27 protein-coding genes are annotated in these 26,373 nt (G+C 70.4%); 17 read left to right on the top strand and 10 right to left on the bottom strand.

The features are described from left to right. Window positions 1-6: 6 nt before the first annotated feature. Both JNUCC0626_RS12105 and JNUCC0626_RS12100 read right to left on the bottom strand, forming a co-directional pair. Window positions 7-729: an SDR family NAD(P)-dependent oxidoreductase gene (locus JNUCC0626_RS12105; RefSeq protein WP_394619807.1), complete on the bottom strand. Its 723-nt coding sequence runs from the start codon at window positions 727-729 to the stop codon at window positions 7-9. A gap of 16 nt (window positions 730-745) precedes the next feature. Beyond that, window positions 746-1,567 carry an SDR family oxidoreductase gene (locus JNUCC0626_RS12100; protein WP_394619806.1) on the bottom strand — a complete coding sequence of 274 codons (822 nt, stop codon included), beginning with the start codon at window positions 1,565-1,567 and terminating at the stop codon, window positions 746-748. Between the two features lie 106 nt (window positions 1,568-1,673). Here JNUCC0626_RS12100 and JNUCC0626_RS12095 point away from each other — a divergent pair, with 106 nt between their 5' ends. Further along, window positions 1,674-2,240, top strand: coding sequence for a TetR/AcrR family transcriptional regulator (locus JNUCC0626_RS12095; protein ID WP_394619805.1), 567 nt, complete (start codon window positions 1,674-1,676; stop codon window positions 2,238-2,240). On the opposite strand, the gene JNUCC0626_RS12090 is transcribed toward JNUCC0626_RS12095, so the two are convergent. Continuing rightward, window positions 2,219-2,629, bottom strand: a complete 411-nt coding sequence (locus JNUCC0626_RS12090; RefSeq protein WP_394619804.1) for a cupin domain-containing protein — start codon at window positions 2,627-2,629, stop codon at window positions 2,219-2,221. The genes JNUCC0626_RS12095 and JNUCC0626_RS12090 overlap by 22 nt on opposite strands. 241 nt (window positions 2,630-2,870) lie before the next feature. Between JNUCC0626_RS12090 and JNUCC0626_RS12085 the strand changes: the two genes are divergently transcribed. The 8 genes from JNUCC0626_RS12085 to JNUCC0626_RS12050 are packed head-to-tail and all read left to right on the top strand — an operon-like array spanning window position 2,871 to window position 11,647. Continuing rightward, window positions 2,871-3,887 (top strand): LacI family DNA-binding transcriptional regulator, encoded by a 1,017-nt coding sequence (locus tag JNUCC0626_RS12085; protein WP_394619803.1) that lies wholly within the window; start codon window positions 2,871-2,873, stop codon window positions 3,885-3,887. Window positions 3,888-3,933: 46 nt separating this feature from the next. Then, window positions 3,934-5,208, top strand: a complete 1,275-nt coding sequence (locus JNUCC0626_RS12080) for a sugar ABC transporter substrate-binding protein (RefSeq protein ID WP_394619802.1) — start codon at window positions 3,934-3,936, stop codon at window positions 5,206-5,208. After that, complete coding sequence (locus JNUCC0626_RS12075) at window positions 5,205-6,101, top strand: carbohydrate ABC transporter permease (RefSeq protein WP_394619801.1); 897 nt, start codon at window positions 5,205-5,207, stop codon at window positions 6,099-6,101. The genes JNUCC0626_RS12080 and JNUCC0626_RS12075 overlap by 4 nt, the downstream gene beginning before the upstream one ends. 1 nt (window position 6,102) lies before the next feature. Continuing rightward, window positions 6,103-6,912: a carbohydrate ABC transporter permease gene (locus JNUCC0626_RS12070; protein ID WP_394619800.1), complete on the top strand. Its 810-nt coding sequence runs from the start codon at window positions 6,103-6,105 to the stop codon at window positions 6,910-6,912. A gap of 20 nt (window positions 6,913-6,932) precedes the next feature. Then, entirely contained in the window at window positions 6,933-8,504 is a 1,572-nt protein-coding gene (locus JNUCC0626_RS12065) for a glucoamylase family protein (protein ID WP_394619799.1), read from the top strand. A 20-nt stretch (window positions 8,505-8,524) separates the two neighbouring features. Next, window positions 8,525-10,339 (top strand): glycoside hydrolase family 3 protein, encoded by a 1,815-nt coding sequence (locus JNUCC0626_RS12060; RefSeq protein ID WP_394619798.1) that lies wholly within the window; start codon window positions 8,525-8,527, stop codon window positions 10,337-10,339. Window positions 10,340-10,372: 33 nt separating this feature from the next. Next, window positions 10,373-10,864 carry a methylated-DNA--[protein]-cysteine S-methyltransferase gene (locus JNUCC0626_RS12055; protein WP_394619797.1) on the top strand — a complete coding sequence of 164 codons (492 nt, stop codon included), beginning with the start codon at window positions 10,373-10,375 and terminating at the stop codon, window positions 10,862-10,864. A 15-nt stretch (window positions 10,865-10,879) separates the two neighbouring features. Continuing rightward, a complete protein-coding gene (locus tag JNUCC0626_RS12050) occupies window positions 10,880-11,647 on the top strand; it encodes an SDR family NAD(P)-dependent oxidoreductase (RefSeq protein WP_394619796.1) in 768 nt (255 codons plus the stop codon). Between the two features lies 1 nt (window position 11,648). On the opposite strand, the gene JNUCC0626_RS12045 is transcribed toward JNUCC0626_RS12050, so the two are convergent. Then, window positions 11,649-14,357, bottom strand: coding sequence for a sensor domain-containing protein (locus JNUCC0626_RS12045; RefSeq protein WP_394619795.1), 2,709 nt, complete (start codon window positions 14,355-14,357; stop codon window positions 11,649-11,651). 196 nt (window positions 14,358-14,553) lie between these two features. Between JNUCC0626_RS12045 and JNUCC0626_RS12040 the strand changes: the two genes are divergently transcribed. Then, window positions 14,554-15,714: a beta-ketoacyl synthase N-terminal-like domain-containing protein gene (locus tag JNUCC0626_RS12040; RefSeq protein WP_394619794.1), complete on the top strand. Its 1,161-nt coding sequence runs from the start codon at window positions 14,554-14,556 to the stop codon at window positions 15,712-15,714. Between the two features lie 7 nt (window positions 15,715-15,721). Here the strand turns inward: JNUCC0626_RS12040 and JNUCC0626_RS12035 are convergent, their stop codons facing one another. Next, window positions 15,722-16,528 carry an endonuclease/exonuclease/phosphatase family protein gene (locus JNUCC0626_RS12035; protein WP_394619793.1) on the bottom strand — a complete coding sequence of 269 codons (807 nt, stop codon included), beginning with the start codon at window positions 16,526-16,528 and terminating at the stop codon, window positions 15,722-15,724. A 157-nt stretch (window positions 16,529-16,685) separates the two neighbouring features. On the opposite strand from JNUCC0626_RS12035, the gene JNUCC0626_RS12030 reads away from it, so the two are divergent. After that, on the top strand, window positions 16,686-16,817 hold the full coding sequence (locus JNUCC0626_RS12030) for a hypothetical protein (protein ID WP_285640710.1): 132 nt from the start codon (window positions 16,686-16,688) through the stop codon (window positions 16,815-16,817). After that, window positions 16,817-17,905, top strand: a complete 1,089-nt coding sequence (locus tag JNUCC0626_RS12025) for a YeiH family protein (RefSeq protein WP_394619792.1) — start codon at window positions 16,817-16,819, stop codon at window positions 17,903-17,905. Before JNUCC0626_RS12030 ends, JNUCC0626_RS12025 begins: the two co-directional genes overlap by 1 nt. Here the strand turns inward: JNUCC0626_RS12025 and JNUCC0626_RS12020 are convergent. Further along, window positions 17,895-18,785 (bottom strand): LysR family transcriptional regulator, encoded by an 891-nt coding sequence (locus tag JNUCC0626_RS12020; protein ID WP_394622021.1) that lies wholly within the window; start codon window positions 18,783-18,785, stop codon window positions 17,895-17,897. The two genes, JNUCC0626_RS12025 and JNUCC0626_RS12020, sit on opposite strands and share 11 nt — an antisense overlap. Window positions 18,786-18,876: 91 nt before the next feature. Here JNUCC0626_RS12020 and JNUCC0626_RS12015 point away from each other — a divergent pair, with 91 nt between their 5' ends. Together JNUCC0626_RS12015 and JNUCC0626_RS12010 are read left to right on the top strand one after the other, a co-directional pair. Further along, the gene (locus JNUCC0626_RS12015; RefSeq protein ID WP_394619791.1) at window positions 18,877-19,509 is read left to right on the top strand and encodes a LysE family translocator; all 633 of its coding nucleotides are present in this window, start codon (window positions 18,877-18,879) and stop codon (window positions 19,507-19,509) included. A gap of 26 nt (window positions 19,510-19,535) precedes the next feature. Further along, window positions 19,536-20,042, top strand: coding sequence for an SMI1/KNR4 family protein (locus JNUCC0626_RS12010; RefSeq protein WP_394619790.1), 507 nt, complete (start codon window positions 19,536-19,538; stop codon window positions 20,040-20,042). On the opposite strand, the gene JNUCC0626_RS12005 is transcribed toward JNUCC0626_RS12010, so the two are convergent. Together JNUCC0626_RS12005 and JNUCC0626_RS12000 are read right to left on the bottom strand one after the other, a co-directional pair. Beyond that, window positions 20,039-20,671 (bottom strand): ankyrin repeat domain-containing protein, encoded by a 633-nt coding sequence (locus JNUCC0626_RS12005; protein WP_394619789.1) that lies wholly within the window; start codon window positions 20,669-20,671, stop codon window positions 20,039-20,041. The two genes, JNUCC0626_RS12010 and JNUCC0626_RS12005, sit on opposite strands and share 4 nt — an antisense overlap. 14 nt (window positions 20,672-20,685) lie before the next feature. Next, complete coding sequence (locus JNUCC0626_RS12000; protein WP_394619788.1) at window positions 20,686-22,074, bottom strand: carotenoid oxygenase family protein; 1,389 nt, start codon at window positions 22,072-22,074, stop codon at window positions 20,686-20,688. A gap of 117 nt (window positions 22,075-22,191) precedes the next feature. On the opposite strand from JNUCC0626_RS12000, the gene JNUCC0626_RS11995 reads away from it, so the two are divergent. After that, entirely contained in the window at window positions 22,192-22,779 is a 588-nt protein-coding gene (locus JNUCC0626_RS11995) for a TetR/AcrR family transcriptional regulator (RefSeq protein WP_394619787.1), read from the top strand. Here JNUCC0626_RS11995 and JNUCC0626_RS11990 read toward each other — a convergent pair. Further along, on the bottom strand, window positions 22,776-23,729 hold the full coding sequence (locus JNUCC0626_RS11990) for a threonine ammonia-lyase (protein WP_394619786.1): 954 nt from the start codon (window positions 23,727-23,729) through the stop codon (window positions 22,776-22,778). The genes JNUCC0626_RS11995 and JNUCC0626_RS11990 overlap by 4 nt on opposite strands. Before the next feature lie 166 nt (window positions 23,730-23,895). Between JNUCC0626_RS11990 and modB the strand changes: the two genes are divergently transcribed. Together modB and JNUCC0626_RS11980 are read left to right on the top strand one after the other, a co-directional pair. After that, a complete protein-coding gene (gene modB / locus JNUCC0626_RS11985; RefSeq protein ID WP_394619785.1) occupies window positions 23,896-24,693 on the top strand; it encodes a molybdate ABC transporter permease subunit in 798 nt (265 codons plus the stop codon). Beyond that, the gene (locus JNUCC0626_RS11980) at window positions 24,690-25,736 is read left to right on the top strand and encodes an ABC transporter ATP-binding protein (protein WP_394619784.1); all 1,047 of its coding nucleotides are present in this window, start codon (window positions 24,690-24,692) and stop codon (window positions 25,734-25,736) included. Before modB ends, JNUCC0626_RS11980 begins: the two co-directional genes overlap by 4 nt. A gap of 4 nt (window positions 25,737-25,740) precedes the next feature. Here JNUCC0626_RS11980 and phzG read toward each other — a convergent pair whose 3' ends face one another. After that, window positions 25,741-26,361, bottom strand: coding sequence for a phenazine biosynthesis FMN-dependent oxidase PhzG (phzG, locus tag JNUCC0626_RS11975; protein WP_394619783.1), 621 nt, complete (start codon window positions 26,359-26,361; stop codon window positions 25,741-25,743). Between the last annotated feature and the right edge of the window lie 12 nt (window positions 26,362-26,373).

Here is a 26,373-nt window from a genome sequence, read left to right as displayed (position 1 = left end):
CGCCTGTCAGGTGGTGGGGTAGCGGTACTCGAGTTGGGCTCGGGTGGTGTGGAGCTGCCAGTAGGTTTCGGCCAGGTCGTCCGGGTCCAGGACGGTCAGGCCCGTGGTGCCGCCGGTGATCTCGGCCAGTTGGGTTGGGGTGATGGCGTTGTAGGACTCGCTGTGCTTGATCAGGGCGGCGAGGGTCACCACGCCCGCGTGGACGCCCGCGGTGGCGATTTCGCCGTGCAGTGAGTGGATGTAGTTGCGGATCGCGGCCATCGCTGGGCCTATGCCGCTGATGAACGGCTGGGGGTCGGCGGCGGTGAAGCCTCCGGTGACGATGAAGCTGCCGCTGCCGCGGGTGACCATGGTGGGGACGACCGTCGCGGCTACTTCTACCGGGGTCAGGAAGAAGAGATTGGTCAGCGGGGTCAGGTTTTCGGCGGTGAGGGTGGTCGCTGGGGTGAAGGCCGTGCCTGCTGGGAGTGGCTGGTAGGAGACGACGTCGATTCTGCCGTAGTGGGCGAGGATCGCGTTCGTTGCCGCTCTGCCGTTGGACGGGGTGGAGAGGTCGTGGGGGAAGGCGGCTGCCTCGATGCCTTCGGCGGTCAGGTCGGATGCGAGAGTGGCCAGTTTTGTGGAGTTGCGGGCTACCAGGGCTACTCGGTAGCCCTCCTTGGCGAAACGGCGGGCGAGAGCGGTGCCCAGGCCGGGGCCGGCGCCGAAGATGGCGATCACGGGGGTCATCGAGGTGCTTTCGGGGTCAGAAGTCGGCCGCTGCCGCGGTTTCCTTGGTGGCGTCGATTTCGGTCAGGCGGGCGGTAAGTGCCGCGCGGATTGCTTCGTGGGCGTCGGAGCCGAGTACCAGGCGGCGTGGGGCCGGGGTGGTGTCTGCCGAGGCGACGATGGCGGCGGCCACCTTTGTGGGGTCGCCCGGTGCTGCGGCGGTGACGCTGTCGGTGGTGGCCAGGTACCGGTGGAGTTGGCCCACGACGGTGTCGGTGTAGGCGGGCAGCGGGGTGGCGACGTCGAGGTTGGCGCCGAACGTCGTGCGCACCACGCCCGGTTCGACCATCGTGATGCCGACGTTGAACGGGGCGACCTCCGGGATCACCGATTCCAGGAAGCCTTCTACGCCCCACTTCGAGGCGTGGTAGAGGCTCGCGCCCGGGGTGGTGATGTGGGCGCCCATCGTCGTGGTCTGGATGAAGCGGCCGCCGCCTTGCGCGCGGAAGTGGGGGAGTGCGGCGCGCAGCAGGTGGATCGGTGCGGTCAGGTTCAGTGCGATCTGTTCGGCGATGGCGGCGTCGGTCATCTCCTCGGCTGCGCCGACGGCTCCTCGGCCCGCGTTCGAGAACACCACGTCGATCGTGCCGAGGTCGTGGAACGCGCGGTCGACGACGGTGCGCAGGGCGGCGGTGTCGGTCACGTCGAGGGCGGCCGTGGTCAGGTTCGGGTGTGCGGCCAGGGTTTCCGGGCGCCTCGCGGTGGCGTGGACGCGGTGGCCCGCGGCCAGGAGTTGTTCGGTCACCAGGCGGCCGATGCCGGCGGACGCGCCGGTCACGAACCAGGTCTTGGGGGTCATGCGAAGTCCGTCCTCAAATAATTCAACTAGTTGGTTGGATCTGGAGACGACCGTAGAACGGCGGCTCGCTGGATGTCAACCATCTAGTTGGTTTAGAGTGGACGGCATGAGCTACGACTCGGCTGCGACCCGTGCCCGGCTGCTGGACGCGGCGTACGACGAGTTCGTGCGGGTGGGGCTCGCCGGTGGGCGGGTGGATCGGATCGCGGCGGCGGCTTCGGCCAACAAGCAGGCGATTTACGCCTACTTCGGGTCCAAGGAGGCGTTGTTCGACGCCGTCATGGCCGATCGGCTGCGGGTGCTCGCGGACGAGGCGCCGTTGACGGCCGATGATCTGCCCGGGTACGCGGGGGCGTTGTTCGACGCGCTGGTGGCGGACCCCGGGCTGCAGCGGTTGAGCCAGTGGCGGATGCTCGAGTTCGACGAGCCGTCCGAGGGTGAGATCCAGGCGCACGTGGCGAAGGCGACGGAGATCGCCGAACGCACCGGGGTGTCGCTGACCGCCGCCACCGACGCGATGATGATCGCGCTGGCGGCGGCGCTCGCGTGGAACACGACGGCGGTGCGGATTCGCAATCCGCTGGGCGGCGATCCGGCGCAGCGGCAGGCCGAGCACCGGCAGGCGGTCGTCACGGCGGTCGCGGCGATGGCTCAGGCGTTGCTGGGGGACTGAACGCGCAGGTGGGACCGGTCGGCGATCTCTTCGGCGTCGAGGTAGGTCATCATCGGGACGCCGGGTGCGCAGAGCATGAACACGACGAACTTGCTGTCGATGTCTGTGCGCAGGTTGGCGGCCTGGTAGTGCACGACGTCGCCGCCGGGCTCCCAGAACGCCTCGCCGGCCCGGTAGACGCGGGGTTCCTCGCCCTCCAGTTCGAAGAGGATCTCGCCCTGCAGGACGTAGCCGAAGACCGGGCCGGAGTGGCGGTGCGGGCCCGAGCCGGGGTCGCCGGGCGGGATCGTGACGGTGGCGACCATGCCCGCCGAGCCCCGCGGGATCTCGGGGGACTGGTGCAGCAGCACGTCCAGTGAGTTCGTGGTCGAGGATCCGATGACTGTCATGATCACGACGCTAGCCGCGGATTGGCCCGCGGTCGTGGTCCAGTCGCGGTGCGATTTCGTGGGCAATTGAGCTGCTCAACGGCGTCTCGGCGACGGTCTCCGGCGGTGCTGCCCTTGTGCCGGTCCGCATCACGTGCCTATATTTGCCGAAACAGCCGAATGTAAGCGCTTACATCACAAAAGGTGACATGTAAGCGCTTACATGAACAGTCAGCGACGACAGAGGCGGCAGGCAGCGCGTATGGGCAAGCAGCAGGCCTCACCCGAGGCCAGGTCCGCGGGGGCGACCATCTACTCGGTCGCCGAGCGCGCCGGCGTCAGCATCGCCACCGTCTCGCGGGTCCTGCAGGGCGCGACGGTCGTGGCCGAGACCACGAAGCAGAAGGTGCTGGCCGCCGTCGAGGAGCTCGGGTACGTGCCGCTCGGCGCGGCGCGCAGTCTTGCCGTCCGGCACCACGAGGCGCACGGCCTGGTGCTGCCGGAGCTGTCCGGTCCCTACTACGCCGAGCTGCTCATGGGGTTCGAGGCGCGGGCCGCGGAACTGGCGCAGTCGGTCGTGCTCGTGCTCACCAACAGCCGGACCGACCTGGCCGCGGCGGTGCGGCAGCTCGCGACGCGGGTCGACGCCATCGCGGTGTTCGGGTCGGCGGCCTCGGAGGACGTGGTGCGGTTGTTGCGCGCCAAGAAACCCGTCGTGGTCATCGCCGGAGAGGCGAGCGACGGGGTCGAGGCGGTGTCGGCGGAGAACCTGGAGAGCGCGCGGGAACTGGCCGGGCACCTGATCGGGCACGGACGGCGGCAGGTGCTGTTCGTCGGTGACCCGGACAGTGGGCCCGACATCCGCGACCGGTACGCGGGATTCGTTGCCGCGCACCAGGATCGCGGGCTGACGGCGGCCGAGCCGGTGCGGGTCGCGTTGAACGAGGCCGACGGGCTCGTGGTCGCGCGCAAGCTGCTGGACGGTGAGCTCGAGGCGGACGCGCTGATGTGCGCCAACGACGAGCTCGCGCTGTCGGTCATGACCTCGTTGCAGGACGCGGGACGCAGTGTGCCCGGCGACGTGGCGGTGGTCGGCTGGGACGACGTGATGACCTCGCGGTACGTGAGGCCTGGGCTGACGACGGTGCGTCAGCCCGTGCACGAACTCGGAGCGCTGGCGGCCACCAGGCTGCACGAGCTGATCGGTGGTGAGGCGGCGCGGTCGGACGCGCGCACGCTGCCCACTCAGCTCGTGGTGCGCTCCTCCTGCGGCTGCTGACGCCGCAGTCCACTTCAGACGAACGCCGAGAGGAAGCGAGAAGCCGATGGCGCGCAGCACTTCCAAGATGCTCGCGAGCGTGTCCGCCCTGGTGCTGGTGCTGGCCGCGTGCGGGCGCGGGGATGAGCAGGGTGGTGGTCAGACGGGTGCGGAGATCGGCTCGGGGCCCGCCACCGGGACGATCACCGTGTGGGCCATGGGTGCGGAGGGCGAGAAGCTCCCGGCGCTCGCCAAGGAGTTCGAGGACGCGAACCCCGGCGTCGACGTGCAGGTGACCGCGATCCCGTGGGACTCCGCGCACAACAAGTTCACCTCGGCGATCACGGCCGGGCAGGCGCCGGACGCGGCCATGGTCGGGTCGACGTGGATGGGTGAGTTCGCCGGGATGGGCGCGCTCGACGCGACGCCGTCGGCGATCGACAAGGGCTCCTTCTTCGAGGGCGCGCAGAAGACGACCGAAGTGGACGGAACGTCGTTCGGCATTCCCTGGTACGTCGAGACTCGACTGCTGTACTACCGCAAGGACCTCGCCAAGACCGCCGGGTTCGAGACGCCGCCGAAGGACTGGGCGGGCGTGAAGGAGATGGCCAAGGCGTTGCAGGCCAAGGCCGGCGCCAAGTGGGGCATCGGTCTGCAGCCCGGCGGCACCGGGTCGTGGCAGTCGCTGCTGCCGTTCGCCTGGTCCAACGGCGCGGAGCTGACCAAGAACGACGGCAAGGCCTACAACTTCGACAGCCCCGAGATGAAGGAGACGCTGGAGTACTACGGCTCCTTCTTCTCCGAGGGCATCGCGGACAAGGAAGCGCCCGCGCAGCCCACGACCGAACCGGACTTCGCGAGCGGTCGCGTGCCGATGTTCATCTCCGGCCCGTGGATGATGTCCGCGGTCGAGAAGCTCGGCGGCGAGGGCTTCAAGGACAAGTACGACGTCATGCCGATGCCGACCAAGAAGACGTCGTCGAGCTTCGTCGGCGGCTCGAACTTCGTGGTGTTCAAGGAGAGCAAGAACCGCGACTCCGCCTGGAAGTTCGTGCAGTGGCTCGCGGACGCCAAGACGCAGGTCAAGTGGTACCAGTCCTCGACCGACCTGCCGTCGGTGAAGAGCGCCTGGCAGGACCCGGCGCTGACCGCCGACACCAAGCTCGCGACGTTCGGCAAGCAGCTCGACACCGCGCAGTCGCCGCCCACCTTCCCCACCTGGGAGCAGGCGATCACCGCGCTCGACACCGAGGTCGAGAAGGTGGCCCGCTCGGGTTCCGACGCGGGATCGGCGCTCAAGGCCGCCCAGGCCTCCGCTGACTCCATCGGTACCGGCAAGTGAGCTCGTCCGTGACGCTGCGCCGCCGCGGGGCAGAACGGGCGGCGTGGTTGCTGATCCTCCCGTTCTGCCTGCTGTTCGCGGTGTTCACGGCGTGGCCGGTGGTGCAGTCGCTGTTCATGAGCTTCACCGACACCCGCAACCGCGACCTGCGCACGCCGTTCGCGGTGGAGTTCGTCGGGCTCGACAACTACGTCCAGGCGTTCAGCGACCCGCTCTTCCGCACGGCCGCGGGCAACACCGCGTACTTCGTGCTGGTCGGCGTGCCGCTGACGCTGGTCATCGCGCTCACCGCCGCCGTGGTGCTGGACAAGGGCATCAACCGGTTCCGCGCGTTCTTCCGGCTCGGCTTCTACACCCCGGTGATCACGTCGATCGTCGCGATCGCGGTGGTGTGGCGGTTCCTGCTCCAGGACGAGTACGGGCTGATCAACACCATGCTCGGCTGGGTCGGCATCGAGGGCCCGAACTGGCTCGGCGACCCGGACTGGGCGATGCCGGCGATGATCCTCATGGCCGCGTGGCGCAACTTCGGCACGGCGATGATCATCTTCCTGGCCGGGTTGCAGGCGGTGCCCCAGTCGTTGCACGAGGCCGCGTCGATCGACGGCGCGGGTGCGGTGCGGCGGTTCCGGCACATCACGCTGCCGTTGCTGAGGCCCACGCTGCTGTTCGTCTCGGTGACGACGGCGATCGGGTACCTCCAGTTCTTCGAGGAGCCGTTCGTCATGACCAACGGCGGCCCGCTCAACTCGACCATCTCCGCGACGATGTACACCTACAAGCAGTTCGGCTTCGGCAACTACGGCTTCGCGTCCGCCATGAGCTACCTGATCTTCGTCGTGATCGCGATCGTCACGGCGATCCAGTTCCGGTTGCTGCGGGAGAGGAGTTGACGTGAAGAACCGCTGGCTCTACCTGCCGCTCACGGTCGCGTTCGTCGCCGTCGTCGCACCGTTCGTGTGGATGGTGCTCGGCAGCTTCAAGGGCGAGGGCGAGATCCTGCGGAACCCGCCGACGTGGTGGCCCGACAGCGCCTCGCTCGACAACTACACTCAGCTGTTCTCCCGCCTGCAGTTCGGCACGTACTTCTTCAACTCGGCGGTCGTCGCGGTGGCGGTGACGCTGGGGAACCTGCTGTTCTGCTCGGCCGTCGGCTACGCGCTCGCCATGCTCGACTTCCGGGGCAAGAAGCTGCTCTTCACGATCGTCATGGCGACGCTGATGATCCCCGGCGTGGTCACGTTCGTGCCGCTGTACGTGCTCGTCGTGAACGCCGGCCTCGCGAACTCGTTGCCCGCGCTGATCCTGCCATTCCTCGTCTCGCCGTTCGGCGTGTTCCTGATGCGCCAGTTCATCTCCGGCCTGCCTCGGGAGCTGCTGGACGCCGGACGGGTCGACGGCGCGGGGGAGATCCGGATCTTCGCGCGGATCATCCTGCCGCTGTGCGGGCCCGCGCTCGCCACGCTCGGCATCCTCACGTTCCTGGGCAGCTGGAACAACTTCCTGTGGCCGCTCGTGGTGGCGCAGCAGGAGAGCCAGTTCACCCTGCCCGTCGCGCTCGCCCTGTACTCGACCGGCCAGAACTCCATCCAGTACGGCCTGCTCCTCGCCGGGGCCACGATCGTCGTCGTCCCCGTGCTGCTCGTGTTCCTCGTCTTCCAGCGGCGCTTCATCGAAGGCATCGCGACCACCGGCATCAAGTGACCAGTCCAAAGGGGACTCCTGTGACGTTCACCCGCCGAACCCTGCTCCTCGGCAGCGCCGTCGCGCTCGCCGCACCCGCCGTTTCCGCCACCGCCGCACCGAAGCGCTTCGATCCCGTCCGGGTCCGGGGCTGGGCGAAGGATACCTGGCGCAGCCTCGTCGCCATGACGCCGTCGAACACGGGCCTGCCCGCCGACAACATCCCCGAGTCGCTCGCGGCTGGGGACCGGTCCGGCTACACCTCGCCGACCAACATCGGCGGCTACCTGTGGTCCACGGTCGTGGCCCGCGAACTCGGCTTCATCTCGAAGAACGAGGCGTCCGCGCGGCTGGTCCGGACTCTGTCCACCCTGGACCGGATGGAACACCACACCGCGAGTGGCATGTACTACAACTGGTACGACGAGGAGACCGGCGAGGCGCTGCGGGCCTGGCCTGGCACCGGCGCGGTCGTGCACCCGTTCTGCTCCAGCGTCGACAACGGCTGGCTCGGCGCGGCCCTGCTGGTCGTGGCGGGCGCGGACCGGGCGGCGGCGGACCTCGCGCGCCGGATCTTCGCCCGGATGCGGTGGGACTCCTTCTACAACCCCGGTGACGTCGCCGGCCATCCTGCCGTGCGGCCGGGCGGGCTGATCCACGGCGGGTTCTTCCCGTTCGACCACGACCGGCCCGGCGGCGTCTACCAGGGCACGCACATCGGTGGCGAGCCCGTGTGGCTGACCAACCACCACTACGACACGACGGTGTCGGAAACCCGCATCACCAGCTACCTCGGCATCATCACCGGGCAGGTGCCGGCGAAGCAGTACTTCGCGATGTGGCGGACGTTCCCGGCGTCGTGCGACTGGTCGTGGCACGAGATGCAGCCGGTGGGGGAGAACCGGACCTACTACGGCATCGAGGTCTTCGAGGGCGCCTACACCTATCGCGGCATGCGGATCGTGCCCGGCTGGGGCGGGTCGATGTTCGAGGAACTCATGCCGGACGTGTTCGTGCCGGAAGCGAAGTGGGCGCCGAGGTCGTGGGGCCGCAACCACCGTCTGCACGTCCGCGCGCAACGCGAACACGGTCTCCTGGAAGCGAAGTACGGCTACTGGGGCTTCAGCCCGTCCAGCAACCCGGCCGGTGGCTACCGCGAGTACGGCGTCGACGCGCTCGGCATGGGCCCCGGCAACGAACCGGGCAACGGCGCCAACGGCTACTTCTCCGACCAGGAGATGACGAACTACGACGTCGGCTTCGGCACCTGCCGTCCCGCCACCGCGCCCACCCCGGCGTACGGGGACGGCGTCGTCACCCCGCACGCCGCGTTCCTCGCGATGATGCACGAACGCGACGAGGCGTTCGCGAACCTCGCGCGCGTCCAGAACGACCTGCGCGCGTACGGCAGGGGCGGCTTCTTCGACGCCGTCGCCGTCCGGTCGGGCACCATCGCCCGCCGCTACCTCTCCCTCGACCAGGCGATGGTCATGGGAGCGATCGGGAACGTCCTGTGCGGTGACGTGATCCGCAGGGCGTTCAGCACGCCGGCCGTCGAACGCGCGCTGCGTCCGGTGATCGGTGTCGAGGAGTTCGGCGCGAGCCGAGTCTGAAAATCTCAGGAGGTAAGGGAATGCGGCCCGTACGGCTGATCTCCGAGGACGGCGTCGAGTACCGCGACCTCAACGGCAACGGCGTGATGGACCCCTTCGAGGACCCGCGCCTGCCGGTGGCCGACCGGGTCGCCGACCTGCTGGGGCGCCTGTCGCTGGAGGAGAAGGCAGGCCTGCTGTTCCACACCGTCATCGAGGCGGGCACCGACGGCACGGTCAAGGAAGCGCCCGGCGACATCAGCAAGTCGCCGACCAGCGTCGTGGTGACGCAGAAGCACTTGAGCCACTTCAACGTGCACGCGCTGCACGACGCGCGGATGGCGGCGCGCTGGTACAACAACCTCCAGTTGATCGCCGAGAGCACCCCGCACGGCATCCCGGTGACGATCTCCACCGACCCCCGGCACGCGTTCCTCGAGAACGCCGGGGTGTCGTTCAGCGCCAAGGCCTTCTCGCAGTGGCCGGAGTCGCTGGGACTGGCCGCGTTGCGCTCACCGGAGCTGGTCGAACGCTTCGCGGACGTCGCGCGCCAGGAGTACGTGGCGGCGGGCATCCGGTGCGCGTTGCACCCGGCGATCGACCTCGCCACCGAACCGCGCTGGGCCCGTCAGGCCGGCACGTTCGGCCAGGACAGCGCTCTGACGGCGGAACTCGCCGTCGCGTACGTGCGCGGGTTCCAGGGTCCGGCGCTCGGGCCGGAGTCGGTGGCCTGCACCAGCAAGCACTTCCCCGGCGGCGGCCCGCAGAAGGACGGCGAGGACGCGCACTTCCCGTACGGACGCGAGCAGGTCTACCCCGGCGGCCGCTTCGACGACCACATGGCGCCGTTCCAGGCGGTGATCGACGCCGGGACCGCAGCGGTGATGCCGTACTACGGGATGCCCGTCGGGCTGGAGGTGGACGGCGAGGCCATCGAGCAGGTCGGGTTCGGCTACAACAAGCAGGTCGTCACGGGGATGCTGCGCGACCGGCTCGGGTTCGACGGCGTGGTGCTGACCGACTGGGAACTGGTCATGGACAACCACGTCGGCGACAAGGTGCTGCCCGCCCGCGCGTGGGGCGTCGAGCACCTGGACGCGTTGGGGCGCATGGAACTCATCCTCGAAGCGGGGGCCGATCAGTTCGGTGGCGAGGAGTGCGTGGACGTTCTGCTGGAACTGGTCGCGCAGGGCAGGGTGACCGAGGAGCGCATCGACGAGTCCGCTCGCCGGCTGCTGGCCGTGAAGTTCCGCCTGGGGCTGTTCGACAACCCGTTCGTGGACGAGGACCGCGCGGCGGAGGTCGTGGGACGGCAGGACTTCCGCGACGAGGGCCACGCCGCGCAGGCCCGGTCGGTGACCGTCCTGCAGAAGGGTTCGTTGCCCCTGCGGTCCGGGCTGAAGCTGTACCTGGAGAACTTCTCCGCCGAGGTCGCGGGACGGTTCGGCACGGTCGTCGCCACCCCGGAAGAGGCCGATCTGGCGCTGGTGCGGCTGATGGCGCCGTTCGACCCCAGGGCGGACCTGTTCCTGGAGTCGTGGTTCCACCAGGGATCGCTGGAGTTCCAGCCCGGACTGGCCTCGCGGCTGGCGCGGATCGCGGCGGTCTGCCCGTTGGTGGTGGACGTGACGCTGGACCGGCCCGCGGTGCTGACACCGTTGCTGCCGCTCGCCTCGACGCTGGTGGTCAGCTACGGATCGACGGACGAGGCGCTGGCCGACGCGTTGACGGGCGCCATCCCGCCGGTGGGCAGGCTGCCGTTCGACCTGCCGCGCTCGATGGAGCAGGTGCGGCAGCACGCCGAGGACGTCGCGGGGTACGACGACCCGCTCTTCCCGTTCGGCCACGGCCTGTAGGGGCGAGTCAGGCGGGGGAGGAGAATGGGCGGAATGCACCACACCGTCATCTCCTCCCCGGTCGGGCCGCTCACGCTCGTCGGCGACGGCACCGCGTTGATCGGCCTCTACTTCGACGGCCACCTGCGCACCCCGCGCCTCGACTTCGGGACTGAGTCGGACGCCGGGTTCGACGAGGTCCGGCGGCAGCTGGACGAGTACTTCGCCGGCGAGCGCAGGCAGTTCGACCTGGAGCTGGCGCCTCGGGGGTCCGCGTTCGAGCGGAGCGTGTGGAAGATGCTGGTCGCGATCCCGTACGGCGAGACGCGGACGTACGGGCAGCTGGCCGCCGAACTCGGTGACCCCGCGGCGGCCCAGGCCGTCGGGAACGCCAACGGGTGGAACCCGATCAGCATCATCGTGCCGTGCCACCGGGTGGTCGGCTCGAAGGGAACGCTCACCGGGTACGCGGGTGGGTTGCAGCGCAAGCGGTACCTCCTCGAACTCGAGGAGCCGCCCGCCGAGGAGGACGGCCGCCTGTTCTGACGTACGGTGCGAACCATGGCGGAGAACAGGGCAGTGCTGGTGACGGGTGCGTCACGCGGAATCGGCAGGGCGACGGCGCAGGCGTTCGCCGAACTCGGGCACCGCGTCGCCGTGCACTACAGCAGCCGCCGTGACGACGCCGAGGAAACCCTGTCGCTGCTGAAAGGCGACGGGCACGCGGTGCTCGGCGGCGACCTCGGCGACCCGGAGGCCGCCCGCACCCTCGTCGCGCAGGCCGTCGATCACCTCGGCGCGGTCGACGTGCTCGTGAACAACGCCGCCGTCGCACCCACCGGAGCCAACCAGCACCGCGTCGGCGAGGCCGGGTGGGACACGTGGACCGGCGCGTGGCAGCAGATGTTCGCGGTCAACCTGCACGGCGCCGTCAACGTCACCTGGGCCGTGGCCCGGGACCTGATCGAACGCGGTGTGCCCGGCGCGATCGTCAACGTCGGGTCGCGGGGTGCGTTCCGGGGCGAGGCCGACCACCCGGCGTACGCGGCGAGCAAGGCCGCGCTGCACGCGTTCGGGCAGTCGGCGGCGATCACCCTCGCGCCGCACGGGATCTCGGTGACGTCGGTGGCGCCGGGGTTCGTCGCCACCGAACGCCAGGCCGCGAAGCTCGACGGCGCCGAGGGTGACGGGGTGCGCGAGCAGAGTCCGTTCGGCCGGGTCGGCACGCCAGAGGAGATCGCCGCGGCGATCGTCTACCTGGCCTCGCCGCAGGCGCAGTGGTCGTCGGGTGCGGTTCTCGACCTCAACGGGGCCTCGTACCTGCGCTGACTCACAGCTCGGCGATCGGCACCGGCCGGCCGAGGTAGAACCCCTGCGCCAGGTCGCAGTCGAGCTCGCGCAGGATCTCCAGCTGCTCCGGCTGTTCCACGCCCTCGGCGACCACGGTCATGTCGACGGCGTGCGCCATGGCGATGATGCTCGTGACGATCGCCTTCGCCTCGCCGGAGTTGCCCAGCCCGACCGTGAACGAGCGGTCGATCTTGAGCGTGTCCAGCGGCAGGGTGAGCAGCTGCGCGAGCGACGAGTAGCCGGTGCCGAAGTCGTCGATCGCGAGCCGGACCCCCAGTTCGCGCAACGCGGCCAGCGTCCGGGACGCCAGCGCCGGGTCGCGGGTGAGAGCGCTCTCGGTGATCTCCAGGCACAACGAGCTGGGCGGCAGGCCCGCCTTGTGGGTGGCGTTGCGGACTGCCGAGACGAGCCACGGGTCGTCGAGCTGGCGGGCCGAGAGGTTCACGGTCAGCTGGAGTTCCGGGGCCTGCTCGGCGATCTCGCGGGTCGCGGTGTGCAGCATGTGCGCGCCGATGATGTTGATGAGATCGCTCTCCTCGGCGAGCACGATGAACTCCGCCGGGGTGATCAGGCCGTACCTCGGGTGTGTCCAGCGCAGCAGGCCCTCGACGGCGGTGCGCTGGTTCGTGCGCAGGTCGACGATCGGCTGGTAGGCGACCCACAGCTCGTGGCCGAGCGGGGCCATCCGCAGGTCCTGCTCGAGCTGGAGACGGCGCTGGATGCGTTCGCGCAGCTCGACGTCGAAGAACGCCGTGCGCCCCCGGCCCCGCGTTTTCGCGTGGTACATGGCGAGATCCGCGTCGCGCAGCAGGTCGGCGCCGTCACGGCGGTCGCCCGGTTCGGCGATCACGATGCCGACGCTCGCGTCCACGTGCAGCTGCCGTCCGGCGACCGTGATCGGGCGGTTGAGCTCGGACCGGACGTGGTCGGCCAGCGCGGCCGCCTCCTCGGGGCCGCTCAGGCCGTACGCGATCACGGTGAACTCGTCGCCGCCGAGCCTGCCGATCACGTCACCCCGGCGGGAACTGCGGCCGAGCCGGGTGCCGACGACGCGGAGCACCTCGTCGCCGACGCTGTGGCCGAGGGAGTCGTTGATGACCTTGAACTTGTCCAGGTCGATGAACAGCACCGTGGTCGGGCCGGACCGGTGCGAGCGCGCGGCCGGGCTGAGGCGGTTGATGATGACCGTGCGGTTGTTCAGGCCCGTCAACGAGTCGTGCGTCGCCTCGTGCTCCAGCTGGCTGTCGATCATGCGGCGTTCGGTGATGTCGGTGAACGACACGACCGTCGCGGACGGCACGGAGCCGTCGGGGGACAACGCACGAGCGCTCAGCGACAGCCACACGTGCGTGCCGTCCGGGCGCAGCGACCGCAGGATCCGGCCGTGCTGCGCTTTTCCGTTGGCGCGGGTGTTCGCGGACGGGTAGTCGCTGTGCGGCACGGGCTGGCCGGACTCGTCGTGCAGTTCGGCCAGCGACGCCGGTTTGCCGATCACCTCGTGCGCGCTGACGCCGAGGATGCGTTCGGCGGCGGGGTTCACCGACTCGACCAGGCCGGTGGGGCCGACGACGAGCACGCCCTCCTCGATCGCGGCGACCACGGCGGTGAAGTGGTGCTCGGCCCGGCGGCGCGCGGTCTCGTCCGCGCAGATCAGCACGTACCCGTCGTCCATCCTGGCGACCGAGACGCGGACCGCGAGCGTGGCTCCGTCCGAACGGCGGTGCACGGCGTGGACGACGCCGCCCGACTGGAGAACCGCCACGGGATCCAGTGGCGCGCCCACGACGTGGCTGATCGGCTGACCGACGGCGTCGGCGGTGCTGTGCCCGTAGACGGTCTCCGCGCTGGGGTTCCAGCTCGTCACGATCCCGTCCGAGGTGGTCGCGATCAACGCGTCGCTGACGTGCGCGGCGAGGGCGGCCTGGTAGCGCAACGCCGCCGCGGCCGCCTTCTGCTCGGTGACGTCCCGCATGATCACCTGGAACGCGGGCCTGCCCTCCCAGGTGGTGCGCACCGACACCGACTCGACGTCCGTGGTGCCGCCGTCGAACCTGACCAGCACGGCGTCGGCCGGATCACTCGCCGCACCCGGCTCGGTCAGCTTCGCGATGCGCCGCAGCATGTCCTGCGTGGAGTCCGGGTGGACGAAGTCGGTGATCGGCCTGCCCAGCAGGTCCGCCTCGGACTTGGCCCGCACGTACCGCACCGCCGCCGGGTTCGCGTACACCAGCAGGCCCGCTTCGTGCACGACGATGGCCTCGGGAGCGAGGTCGACCAGCAGCCGGTAGCGGTCCGCGAGGTCGGCGAGCTCCTGCTGCTGGGTGTGCCTGCGGGTGACGTCGGCCACGACACCGACCAACGCGCGCGCCGAGTCGTGCGTCGAGACACGGGCGCGGAACTGGAGCCAGCGCGTGCCGGTCGGGGTGTTCAGCGGCTGTTCGAGTTCGAAGTCCTGCCACGCCGCCGCGGCTTTCGTCGCGACGGTCAGCGGTGCGACCAGTTCGGCCAGCCGGGCGCGCACCGCGTCGGCGTCCTCACCGGGCACGCCGATGACCACGTCGAGCCCCGGCGCCCAGCCGAGCCGGTCCGTGCCCAGGTCCAGCCACCACACCACGGCGGCACCGACCGAGAGCGCGAGGTCGACCAGCAGTTCGTGGTCGAACTCGGCGTCACCGATCAGGTCGCTCACGTCTTGGCTCCGAGATCACACGTGTGGCTTCAACATGGTGTGCCGTTATATCCGGTCGAACCTACCGGGTCGTGACCAGGGTCCGTCCCTTCCTGGTCCATTGTGGACGGGGGAGGTGCTCGCTGGGAGCCCTTTTGCCCAGTTATCCTTGCAGGCATTCGAGTCGTTGGCCCTCGGTGTGGGGGAGCTGGAAGCTATGGTCGCGCCTGGTGTGGGCATCTGCGGAATCGGTGTCGTCAGCGCGTACGGGTGGGACCGCCCGTCGCTCTGGGAGGGGCTGATGAGCGGCAAGCCCGCCGCGTCCATAGTTCCTGAGCTGGGCCGATACCCCGGTGACACGGTCTGGGCCGCGTACGTCGGCGAGGGCGGCGACCCGGTGGACGGTCCCAGCCGGTTCGCGCGGGCGATGCGCGCGGCGGCCCGGGAGGCCATCGAGGACGCCGGAACGCGCGGGTGGCGTCCCGGTCGGCGAGTGGGCCTAATGCACGCAGTGGTGTTGGGCGAAGTGGACCTGTGGCGCGACTTCTACGTCACCCGCGGCGGGAAGTTGCCGGTCCACGACTACCTCGCGTTGATGCCTTCGACTCCGATGTCGACGTTCATGCAGGAATACGGGTTCCACGGTCCCGCGATGAACGTCTCGGCGATGTGCGCGTCCGGCAACGCCGGTCTGATCACCGCGAAGGCCTGGCTGGACGCCGGAATCGTCGACGACGTGGTGTTCGTCGCAACCGATCTGTCTCTCACGCCGGAGAACGTGTCCCACTTCGTCCGCCTCGGCGTGGCCATCGTGGACTCCGAACCGCTCGACGCGTGCCGGCCGTTCCAGGAGGGCAGCAGGGGCTTCGTGATGGGCGAGGCGTCCGTCGCGTTCGTCCTGTCCCGGCACGCCACCAACCCGTACGCCCTCACCCTCGGCGGCGCTATGTCGCACGACGCGTACCACGTGACGTCGATCGATCCGGCGCTCGACCAGATCACCGCCTGCTTCACCGACGCCCTGGACAACGCCTCGGTCAGCGCCGCCGACGTGCGCTACCTCAACGCGCACGGGCCGGGCACCGCGCAGTGCGACACCGCCGAAGCCGCCGTGCTGGAGCAGCTCTTCGGTCCGGAGACCGGGATCTATTCCGTGAAACCGCTGACCGGGCACTGCCAGGGGGCGGCGTCGGCGATCGAGGTGGCCGTGGCCGCGATGGGGTACGACAGCGGCGTGATCCCGGCGCCGCCGATCGTCGCGCCGGGACACCCCCGGTTGTTGAACGGGCCCACGCCGGTGCGGGACGGGCTGACGGTCAAGTCGTCGCTCGGGATGGGCGGCCACAACTCCGCCGTGGTGCTCGCACCGCCCGCCTGATCCCGGCTCACGGTTTCGTGAGGCGCACCAGCCAGCCGGGGTGATCGGTGTACCGCAGGCCGTACTTCGACGAACTGACGAACGCGTTGTCCTGTGTGAAAACAACGTGCTGGACGCTGCCGTCGCCCTTGCGGACGTGTCCCGGTGGGACGCAGTTCTGCGCGTTCTCCGGATCGGACGTGTCGTACTCCAGGTTGAAGTCGCCGCCGACGATCGTCTTGCCGGTCAGACCTGTCGAGGACCGGATGCCGGGGATCACGTCGAACAGCAACGACCGGCACTGCGCCAGCGCGACCGGTTCGCTGCTCGCCGACAGGTGCGTCGTGCACCCGAGGTGGTCACCGACGGCGTACGCGCAGGCGTAGGTGCGTTGCTCGTTGCCGCTGTCCTGCGTCGCGTACTTCCCGGTCCACGTCGTCACGCCCTGGTAGGCGGCGGCGGACACGCGGCCGAGCACGGCGTTGCCGTAGTCCTGACCGTTGGCGCACTTGACCGGGGCGCCAGTATCGCGCCGCAGGGCGGGTGCGAAGAAGTGGTAGATCCGGTCGCCCGGCCAGGCCTCCGTCAACGCCGGAGCGAGCTGACCCGGCACGTCGCCGGAGCAGATCTCGTTGAGCGTCACGAGGTTCGGGCGCACCTGGCGGATCAGCCCGGCGGCCTCGGCGACCGACCGGCCCTGCGCGTAGCAGCCCGCGATCCCGCTGTTGCACAGGTTGAGCTGCAACGTCCAGAACCTCTCGGCGGCGCGCGCGGCCGGTGCCGTGAGCAAACTCGCGAGCACCGCCAAGATCACTGCTGTACCGACTCGACGCATTGCTTCCCCTCCGGGTCGTCACGTGTGCGCTGTCTCCTTATCGCGTGACGACGTCGGAGGAGGAGGTATTGCACGAGAACGCCGTTCCACATAGCGGGAGCCCTTGCCCGGCCTGCCGCTCGGCTCGGACGATGACGCCCGAGCGGAGGAGGACCGGGTGGAGACGGACGAGGGCGTGCGCCGCGAGCGCAGGCTGGCGTGGAACGAGGACTGGGCCGCCACGATCGTCGGACTGGTGCTGCTGGCACTGGTGCTGACGCAGTTCATCCCGGGCTGGCTGGTGCCCTGATGACGGAAGTCCAGGCGCGGCAACGGTCTCAGCTCTGGTGGGCGGTCGGCGGCGTTGCGGTCGTGGTGGTGCTGGGCGCGCTCACCAGGTACCTGGAGCAGAACGTGCCGGTGTTCACCAAGGGCACCTGGCTCGGCGGCATCGCGAAGAGCGTCGAGTACCCCGTCTACGCGATCGTGCTCGGCCTGCTGGGCAACGCGGTGCTGACCGGTCTCGGATTCCGGGACAAGCTGGCCGCCGGGTTCCGGACCGAGTTCTTCATCAAGACGGGCCTGGTGCTGCTCGGCGCGTCGATCAACTTCGCGGTGATCGTCAAGGCGGCGGGGCCCGCGATCGCCCAGGCGTTCCTGCTGATCACGCTGGTGTTCGGGTTCACCTGGTGGCTGGGCGGGAAGGTCGGGCTGGAGCCGAAGCTGCGGGCGTTGCTGTCGTCGGCGGTGTCGATCTGCGGGGTCAGCGCGGCGATCGCGGCGGCCGGGGCCGTGCAGGCACGGCGGGAGCAGCTCGCGTACACCGCGAGCCTGGTGATCATCTTCGCGTTGCCGTCGATCTTCGTGTTGCCGTTGCTGGTGGACGCGTTCGGGTTGCCGACGGCGGTGGCGGGCGCGTGGATCGGCGGCAACATCGACACGACCGCGGCGGTGAGCGCGGCGGGTGCGCTGGTGGGCGAGGAGGCGTTGCAGATCGCGACGATCGTCAAGACGACGCAGAACGCGTTGCTCGGCGTGGTCGCGGTGGCGCTGACGGCCTACTTCGCGCTGAAGGTCGAGAAGACCGGCGAGGCGAAGGTCAGCGGGCGGGCGTTGTGGGAGCGCTTCCCCAAGTTCGTGCTCGGGTTCCTGGTCGCGTCGGTCGTGGCGACGGTGTTCCTGGAGTCCGGTGGCGACAAGACGGTGATCACGACCGTCAACGACCTGCGGACGTTGTTCCTGATCCTCGCGTTCGTGTCGATCGGACTGGAGTTCCGGGTCGCGCCGCTGCGGGAGGCGGGCTGGAAGCCGATCGGGGTGTTCGCCAGCGCGACGGTGTTCAACCTGCTGGTGGGACTCGGGCTGGCGAGCCTGCTGTTCGCGAACTTCAGCGGCTGATCTCGCGGCGCAACGCGGCGATCATCGTGCGGACCGGCGTGGTCTGCTCGACCGCCGGGCGGGTGACCGCCAGGACGTGACGCACCGGCTGGTCTTGAGCTGCCAGCCGGCGCACCACCACTCCGGTGTGCTGCACGCCGAGCGCCAGCACCGGGATCAGCGCGAGCCCGAGCCCGGCCGCGACGAACCCCTGCGCCGGCCAGTACTCGTCGGCCTCCACCTCGCGCCGGGGCGTGAACCCGGCGGCGCGGAAGGCGGCGTTCGTCGCAGCGTGGCAGCAGCCGATCTCGCTGCGGATGTCGATCCACGGCTCGTCCGCGGCGTCGGCCAGCGACACGACCCGGCGTCGCGCCAGGCGATGGCCCTTCGGCAGCACGATGCGGAACGGGTCGGTCAGCAACGGCAGGTAGCTCAACGCGCCGGTGTTCTCGGGGTGGTCGTGCGTCTCGACGACGATCAGGTCGAGCATTCCGGCGCGCAGCAGGTCGAGGGCGTCGTCGTGTTCGGCGATGCGCAACGTGATGTCGAGGCCGGGCAGTTGGGCGCGCGTCGTGGCGAGCGCGGGCGGGATGAGTTCGGCGCCGGCCGTCGCGAACGAGGCCAGCCGCAGCACGCCCATCTCCCCGGCGGTGAGCGCGGACAGCGCGGCCTCGGTCTCCGCCATGCGCGCCAGCAGGTCCGCGGCTCGTTCGGCCAGCAGCAGACCAGCCGCCGTGGGCCGGACGCCGCGGCCCGACGGTTCCAGCAGGACCGTCGAGGTCTGCCGTTCCAACGCGCTGATGTGCTGGCTGATCGTCGACGGCGTGTACCCGAGCACCTGCGCGGCCGCCCGCACCGACCCGTGTTCCACGACGGCGTGCAGTGCCTGAAGGCGGCGCATGTCCAGCACACCGCGATTGTACGGTGACACCGAACGGTCCGGTGGAAATCATCGCTTGTAGCTGGCGGTCCGGTGGGGTTGCGTGAACGCCGTGCCCACGCAGCAGACACTTCTCACGTTCGCGGTCGTCTCGGTCATCGCCATGGTCAGTCCCGGCCCGTCCACCATCTTCGTGCTCGCCCAGGGCATCGGCCACGGCCGCAGGGCGGCGCTCGCCGCCGTCGCGGGCATCTCGACGGCGTCCGCGATCCGCGTCCTGCTCGCCGCGGTCGGACTGTCGGCGTTGCTGACGTCGTCCGCCGCGGTGTTCGAGGTGATCCGCTGGGCCGGCGTCGCCTACCTGACGTACCTGGGCGTGCAGGCGTTGCGCAGCCGGTGGCAGGAGGCGCCCGCACCGGAACTCGCCCCGGTCTCCCGTTCGCTCGGCAAAGGGCTGCTGGTGGGCCTCGGCAATCCGAAGACGCTGATCTTCTTCCTGGCGTTCATCCCGCAGTTCGTGCAGGCCGGGCAAGGACCGGAAGCGCGGCAGATCCTGGTGCTGGGCACGGTGTTCTGGGTGATCGGCGTGGTCTGGGACGTCCTGCTCGCCTACGCGTCCGGCACGATCGGCGGCTGGCTGCGCACGAGACCGCGCCTGCGGGCCGCCCAGCCCCGCGTCGAGGGCGTCGCCTATCTGGGACTCGCGGTCTGGGCGGCGGTGACCGGGACCCGCGCGACCCGGTAGCCGCCGGGGACGCGAAGATCGTCGTCGTGACCGATGATCCCGCCGTTCTCCTGCACGACTGGGTGCGGGTCCACGCGCCCGTCACCTTCGCGACCTCCACAGCGCGGCCCGGCGACCAGAGAATCTGGCTGTTGGCGGGGCTGCGCAACCTCATCCCGACGATGTACGAGGTCCTGGCCCCCGACGACGCCGCGGCGGATCGTGTCCGGCTCGCCGAGCTGTGCGAGGACTCGCCGCACCCCGAGGACCCGGACGGACCGGCTGGAACGCCGTCGGCCGACTTCCGCCGGACGTTCCTGCCCATCGCCTCCAACGGTTCCGGTGACTACCTCTACGTCGACGAACGGCCGGGACCGGAGTCGGGCTGCGTGTGCGAGTGGTGGCACGACGACTACATGTGGGCGAAGTTGTGGCCGAGCGTCGACGCGATGCTCGCCGACGTCCTGGAGGCGTTGCGGACGGGCGGCGTGGTGCTCGGGAAGTACCGCGCGCAGGTGCGGGACGGCGAGATCGACTGGGCGTTCCTCGACTAGGGCGTGTCCCGCGACTCCCAGGGCGGGACCCAGTCCACGTCCGCGCCCGCGGCCGCCACCAGTGCCGCGCACTCCGGCTGACCGCCCTGGCCCGCGCCCCAGTACGCCACGTTCAGCTCGTCCTGGCTCGCCCCGGCCAGCAGTGCTTCGAGCCGGTCGCGCAGCCCGAGCGTCGCGGCGTCGGCGAGCGTCACGGCCGCGCCGCGCTCGACCAGCCGGTGCGCCGCCGCCCACTGCGCGAACGCCCGCGCGTCGGTCAGCGGGGTGCCGCCGGCGATGACCGCCCCGTCGGCATCGATGTCCGCGCCGTGGTCCAGCAACGCGTCGAGCACCTCGACGTCATCGGCGCTGGCGGCCCAATGCAACGGCGTCTCCCGATGCGGGCCTTCGAACCGTGCGTTCACATCGGCGCCCGCTTCCACCAGTGCCGCCACGGTCCGTGCGGAGTTGGGGCGGCGTGCGGGCCAGTCGGTCAGCACGTGCAGCAGGCTCCGCGCGTGGCCGTGCTCGTCGACGATCCGCGCGGTCGCGAGGCCCGGATGGTCCGCGAGCAGGCGTGCCAGCGCGGGGACGTCACCTGTCTGAATAGCGGTGACCACCGCGACGGCCAGCGGATCGTCGTGTCGCACGGTCGGATCCTCCGTTAGGCCTCGTCGGCGATCCACGCGCCGTGGAAACCGGACGGCACCCGCCTGGGCAGCCGCACGGAGGCTACCGGCCCCGCCGTCACGTCGGAGGCGTCGAGCACGAGCAGTTCGGCCGTGTCGGCGCGTTCGTTGCTGACGATCGAGAGCAGCCAGCCGCTGTCCTCGCCGGTGTCGTCGGCGGCGGGCACGAACTCCGCCTCGCCCGGGATCCAGCCGTCGGCCAGCACGTGGCTGCGGCGCTCGCCGGTGGTGGAGTCGTACTTGACGATCGACGGGCGGCGCACGGAGTCGAGCAGCAGCGGTGTGCTGACCGCGTAGACGTAGCGGTGGCCGACGCCGGTGCGGGTGTCGTTGACCGTGGGGAACTCGACGGGCAGGTCGTCGACGGGCGCCTCGGTCACGGTGCCGGTCGCCAGGTCGAGGGTCCAGCGGTAGAGGTTGCCGCCGAGGGTCGGGGTGTTCGACAGCGCGGTCGAGAGGTCCGCGTAACCGCCGAGGCCCGTCCAGATCTCGTTGAAGCCGGAAGCGTTGTACGCCACCGCGTCCAGCACCACACGGCCGTGCGCGTCCTCGAACGCGTTGCCCACGTGGAAGGCGTAACCGGGCTGCACGTCGAACCACCGCACGTCCGCGCTCGTGCCGTGGCGCGGCATCACGCCGATGCGCGGGCGGTGCCGGTCGCTCCACCGGAACGGCAGCCCCGGCGTGCGAATGAGGTCGAAGTCGAACACCACGGGCAGATCGAGCCACACGACGTGGTGCTCGGTGATCGCGAAGTCGTGCATCATCGTCGGCGCCGGGACCTCGATGTCGGCGCTGTGCACGATCTCGCTGTCGGCGGTCGCCACGTGGTAGGTCACGAACGGCGGGCGCATGCCGTAGCCGAAGAAGTGCAGCTCACCGGTGACCGGGTCGACCTTCGGGTGCGCGGTCATCGCCGTCCTGAGCCTGCCGCCGAAGTCGAACGGTCCGACGGTGGTGAGGTCCGGCGCGACCTCGGTCGGGAAGCCGTTCTCCACCAGCGACAGGATGCGCCCGTTGTGGTGCAGCACGCTGGTGTTCGACGAGTTGTTGCGCATGATCCCGTTCGGGCCGAACGGGTCGCCCATGTCCGGGTGCACCCCGTCGAGCATCGGCGTGCGCACCCACCGGTTGCGGTACCAGCCCGCGCGGCCGTTCTCCAGGCGGATGCCGTGCAGCATGCCCTGGCCCATGAAGTTGTGGCCGGGGTAGGTGCCGGGCAGTGGGTTGGCGCCGTTGCGGAAGTAGCGGCCGGTGAGCTCCGGCGGCAGCGTGCCGGTCACCTCCAGGTCGACGGCCTCGATCTCGTCCGGCACCGGTGCCATGAACCCGTCGAAATACGCGGGCCTGTCCACGGTCGTCATGTTCGTTCCCCTCGATCGGTGTTTCCGGCTTCCAGCATGCACCATCGCTAAACGGGTGCATAGTGATGCTGGTCACGACTCGATCGACGGCATTCCGGAATGGGTACGATCTGGTTCATGACGGCAGGGGAGGCGCCGCGCCGCCGGCAGAACCGGCGCGGCCAGGGTGGGTTGCTGCGCGCCGAGATCGAGCAGGCGGCCCTGAAGCTGCTGGACGAACTGGGTTCACCCGAGCTGGTGACGTTGCGCGGGGTGGCGCGGGCGGCGGGGATCACCGGACCGGCGATCTACCCGCACTTCCCGGGGTTGTCGGAGTTGCAGGCGCGGCTGCGGGAAATGGCGTTCGACCAGATCGCGGAAGAAACGAACGCCGCCGTCGCGGAAATCACCGATCCGCGCGCGGAAATGCTCGCGCGCTACTCCGCCTACGTCGAGCTGGGTTTCGCCTATCCCGCGCGCAGGAAACTGATCCTGACCCCGGGCAACGAGGTCAGCCTCGGCGCGCGGGTCGCGTTCGACGGGCTGGTGGACGTGCTGAACCGCTGTGTCGCGGCCGGGGAGTCGGCGAGCACCGACCCCGCCCTCGACACCGCGCTGTTGCTGGCCGCGCTGACGGGGCTGGTGCAGACGCGCGACGCGTTCCCGTTGCCGCCGCTGGACGCCGCGATCGGCGAGATGGTCACGCGCCTCGCGAAGCTCCGTTAACGGGTCCAGCGCACGACGTCGTCGAACGTCACGTTGCCGCCGCACACCACAACGCCCAGCCGCGCGCCGGGCCCGACCCGGTCGAGCACCGTCCGGGCGGCCGGCAGCAGACATCCGGCGGCGGGCTCGGCCCACACCTTCTGCGTCTCCGCCAGCGTGATCGACCCGCGAACGGCGTCCGCGTCGGACACCAGCACCACGTCCTCCACCAGCGACGTGACGTGGTCGTAGGTCAGCTGGGAGGCGTGCGGCGCCGACAACGTCGAGACGATCGACGTCGGGGTGATGTCGACCGGTCCGCCCGCGGCGAGTGCCTGGCGCATCGCGTCGGCGCCCTCGGTCTCCACACCCCACACGCGCACACCCGGCACGAGAGAGTGGAACGCCGTGGCGACACCGGAGATGAACCCGCCGCCGCCGACGCTCACCAGCACGTCGGTGACGTCCGGCGCGTCGGTCGCGAACTCCAGCCCGACCGTGCCCTGCCCGGCGACGACGATCGGGTCGTCGTAGGGGTGCACGAGCGTCGCGCCCGCCTCCACCAGGTCGCCCAGCAGCGCGAACGCCGCTGCGAGTCCGTCGGTCAGGCGCACGTCGGCACCGGAGGCGCGGGCGAGTTCGACGGACCGGGCGGGCGCCGAGGACGGCATGACGACGGTCGCGGCCACCCCGAGTTCCTGTGCGGCGGCGGCCAGCGCGATGCCGTGGTTGCCGCCGCTGACACCGACCACACCGGCTGCGCGGTCCTCGTCGGACAACGAGAGGATCTTCGCGAGCGCGCCGCGGATCTTGAACGAACCGCTGCGCTGCACCAGTTCCAGCTTCACCGTCGTCGGTGCGCCCAGCAGCGCGGACAGGCCCGGCGAGGCGAGCGTGGGCGTGCGCAGCACACGGCCGTCGAGCACCTCGGCCGCGGCCCGGACGTCGTCGATGGTCAGCAGGTCCGCCATGGCCACACCTTAGGCCGCGCCGAACGTCGGGACGGGACCTGTCGCTGTTCCGCAGAAGCGGCAACTAGGATCATCTGGTGTCGGATCTGCGGATCCACGTCGCCGTCGAGAAGTGCCGGAGGCTTGAAATGTCCACACTCCCGATCGCGCCGGGCTCCGGCCGCCCGTGACGCGCAACCGGGTGCGGGGACGGCTGCCCGTCGTCCTCGTCCTGCCCGCCGTGCTCGGGCTGGCCTTCCTGCTGGTGCCGCTGGCCGGGCTGCTGATCAAGACGCCGTGGACGTCGCTGTCCACTTTGCTCAGCGCCGAGGTCGGTGAGGCGCTGCGGCTGTCGTTGATCTGTGCCTCTTTGGCCACCGTGCTCTGCCTCTTCCTCGGGATTCCGCTGGCCTGGCTGCTGGCGCGCTCGGGGTTGCCCGGTCGCGGGTTCCTGCGGGCGCTGGTCACCGTGCCGCTGGTGCTGCCGCCGGTCGTCGGCGGTGTGGCGCTGTTGCTTGTTTTGGGACGGCGTGGGCTGATCGGTGAGCACCTCGACGCGTGGTTCGGGATCTCGTTGCCGTTCACGACGGCCGGGGTCGTGGTGGCCGAGGCGTTCGTGGCGATGCCGTTCCTGGTGATCTCGGTGGAGGGCGCGCTGCGGGCGGCCGATCCGCGGTTCGAGGAGGCGGCGGCCACGCTGGGGGCGTCGCGCTGGCTGACGTTCCGGCGGGTGACGCTGCCGTCCGTGCTGCCGGGGGTGGTGGCCGGTGCCGTGCTGTGCTGGGCGCGGGCGCTGGGGGAGTTCGGGGCGACGATCACGTTCGCCGGCAACTTCCCCGGCGAGACGACGACCATGCCGTTGGCTGTTTATCTGGCGCTGGAAACGGATCCGGACGCGGCGATCGTGCTGAGCATCGTGTTGTTGCTGGTGTCCGTCGGTGTGCTGGCCGGTCTGCGCGACCGGTGGATCAGCGGGCCGACATGACCCTGACCGCTGCGTTGCGCGTCACGCGCGGCACCTTCGACCTCGAACTCGACCTGGCGATCGCGCCCGGCGAGGTGGTCGCGCTGCTCGGCCCGAACGGCGCGGGCAAGTCGACCGCGTTGCGTGCGCTGGCCGGCCTGTCGCCGTTGACCTCGGGCAGCATCACGCTCGGCGAGTCCACTTGGGACGGTGACGGCGCGTTCCTGCACGCCGAGCAGCGCCCGATCGGCGTGGTCTTCCAGGACTACCTGCTGTTCGCGCACATGACCGCGCTGGAGAACGTCGCGTTCGGCTTGCGAGCCCGCGGCACCCGGCGCGTCGAGGCCAGGGCGGAAGCGGCGCGGTGGCTCGACCGGGTCGGGCTCGCGGAGTTCGCCCAGCGCAAGCCCCGCGCGTTGTCGGGAGGCCAGGCACAACGGGTCGCGCTCGCCCGCGCCCTCGCGACCGGCCCGAGCCTGCTGCTGCTGGACGAACCGCTGGCCGCGCTCGACGCGAGCACCCGGCTGCAGGTCCGCACGGAGCTGGGCAGGCACCTGGCCGAGTTCGGCGGGCACACGCTGCTGGTGACGCACGACCCGTTGGACGCGATGGTCCTCGCGGACCGGCTGGTGATCCTGGAGCACGGCCGCGCCGTCCAGCAGGGCCCGCCCGCCGAGGTCGCCCGGCAGCCGCGCACCGACTACGTGGCCAACCTCGTCGGCCTCAACCTCTACCGGGGCAAGGCGAACGGCACGGTCGTCGACCTGGCGGACGGCGGTGTGCTCACCGTCGCCGCGCCGGTGACCGGCGAGGTGCACGTGGCTTTCCCGCCCACCGCGGTGAGTCTGCACGTGGCCCGGCCGGACGGCAGCCCGCGCAACACGTGGCAGGTGACCGTGTCGGCGATCGAGCAGCACGCGCACACCACCCGCGTGCGGCTCGACGGCGTGCCGTCCGTGCTCGCGGACATCACCACGGCCACGCTCGCGGACCTGCGGCTGCGGCCCGGCGACTCGTTGTGGGCGGCGGTGAAGGCGACCGAGACGCACACCTACCCGGTGTGAACCGTCAGGGCTGCAGGCGTTCGGCGAGCCAGCCCTCGCCGGTGCGGACGTAGCGCAGGCGGCGGTGCAGGCGGTTCGGTTTGCCCTGCCAGAACTCGACTTCCTCCGGCACCAGGAGATACCCCGTCCACGCCTCCGGGCGGGAGAGCGGTTCGTCGCTGTCGGCCAGGGCTGCGGCGCGGCCGTGCAGAGCGGACTCGTCGTCGAGCGGCGTGCTCTGCTCCGACGCGATGACCGCGGCCTGGGCGGCGCGCGGGCGGTCGGCGAACAGGGCGTCGGAGGCCTCGGGCGCCACCTTCTGCACGGTGCCGACGACGGTGATCTGCTGCAAGGTCTCGCGCCAGTGGAAGTTGGCGGCGGCCTGCGGGTTCGCCGCCAGGTCACGGCCCTTGCGGCTGGTGCTCGAGCCGGCGAAGACCAGGCCGCCGTCCGCGAACTCCTTGAACAGCACGACGCGGCTGGACGGACGGCCCCGGTCGTCGGCGGTGGCGAGGACCATCGCGAACGGCTCGCTGACCTCGCGGGAGACGGCGCCGGCGAACCACTCGGCCAGCAGGACGACCGGGTCGGCCGGGGGCGCGTCGAACTCGGGCAGGACCAGGGTGGCGTCACCGCTCAACGTCATGATCACACCGTA

The organism is Lentzea sp. JNUCC 0626 (assembly GCF_043632865.1).
Lineage (GTDB): Bacteria > Actinomycetota > Actinomycetes > Mycobacteriales > Pseudonocardiaceae > Lentzea.
Note: the sequence above shows the minus strand (reverse complement) of the source record. Positions and strands in the feature narration are given on the sequence as shown.

Bases quoted from the DNA above. Each gene is read 5' to 3' on its own strand.
- JNUCC0626_RS12105 (WP_394619807.1), bottom strand. From the start codon at position 729: ATGACCCCCGTGATCGCCATCTTCGGCGCCGGCCCCGGCCTGGGCACC.
- JNUCC0626_RS12095 (WP_394619805.1), top strand. From the start codon at position 1,674: ATGAGCTACGACTCGGCTGCGACCCGTGCCCGGCTGCTGGACGCGGCG.
- JNUCC0626_RS12025 (WP_394619792.1), top strand. From the start codon at position 16,817: ATGACGGAAGTCCAGGCGCGGCAACGGTCTCAGCTCTGGTGGGCGGTC.
- JNUCC0626_RS12020 (WP_394622021.1), bottom strand. From the start codon at position 18,785: ATGCGCCGCCTTCAGGCACTGCACGCCGTCGTGGAACACGGGTCGGTG.
- JNUCC0626_RS11990 (WP_394619786.1), bottom strand. From the start codon at position 23,729: ATGGCGGACCTGCTGACCATCGACGACGTCCGGGCCGCGGCCGAGGTG.
- JNUCC0626_RS12040 (WP_394619794.1), top strand. From the start codon at position 14,554: ATGGTCGCGCCTGGTGTGGGCATCTGCGGAATCGGTGTCGTCAGCGCG.
- phzG (WP_394619783.1), bottom strand. From the start codon at position 26,361: ATGACGTTGAGCGGTGACGCCACCCTGGTCCTGCCCGAGTTCGACGCG.
- JNUCC0626_RS11980 (WP_394619784.1), top strand. From the start codon at position 24,690: ATGACCCTGACCGCTGCGTTGCGCGTCACGCGCGGCACCTTCGACCTC.
- JNUCC0626_RS12050 (WP_394619796.1), top strand. From the start codon at position 10,880: ATGGCGGAGAACAGGGCAGTGCTGGTGACGGGTGCGTCACGCGGAATC.
- JNUCC0626_RS12055 (WP_394619797.1), top strand. From the start codon at position 10,373: ATGCACCACACCGTCATCTCCTCCCCGGTCGGGCCGCTCACGCTCGTC.
- JNUCC0626_RS12100 (WP_394619806.1), bottom strand. From the start codon at position 1,567: ATGACCCCCAAGACCTGGTTCGTGACCGGCGCGTCCGCCGGCATCGGC.
- JNUCC0626_RS12060 (WP_394619798.1), top strand. From the start codon at position 8,525: ATGCGGCCCGTACGGCTGATCTCCGAGGACGGCGTCGAGTACCGCGAC.
- JNUCC0626_RS12035 (WP_394619793.1), bottom strand. From the start codon at position 16,528: ATGCGTCGAGTCGGTACAGCAGTGATCTTGGCGGTGCTCGCGAGTTTG.
- JNUCC0626_RS12080 (WP_394619802.1), top strand. From the start codon at position 3,934: ATGGCGCGCAGCACTTCCAAGATGCTCGCGAGCGTGTCCGCCCTGGTG.
- JNUCC0626_RS12090 (WP_394619804.1), bottom strand. From the start codon at position 2,629: ATGACAGTCATCGGATCCTCGACCACGAACTCACTGGACGTGCTGCTG.
- JNUCC0626_RS11995 (WP_394619787.1), top strand. From the start codon at position 22,192: ATGACGGCAGGGGAGGCGCCGCGCCGCCGGCAGAACCGGCGCGGCCAG.
- JNUCC0626_RS12000 (WP_394619788.1), bottom strand. From the start codon at position 22,074: ATGACGACCGTGGACAGGCCCGCGTATTTCGACGGGTTCATGGCACCG.
- JNUCC0626_RS12085 (WP_394619803.1), top strand. From the start codon at position 2,871: ATGGGCAAGCAGCAGGCCTCACCCGAGGCCAGGTCCGCGGGGGCGACC.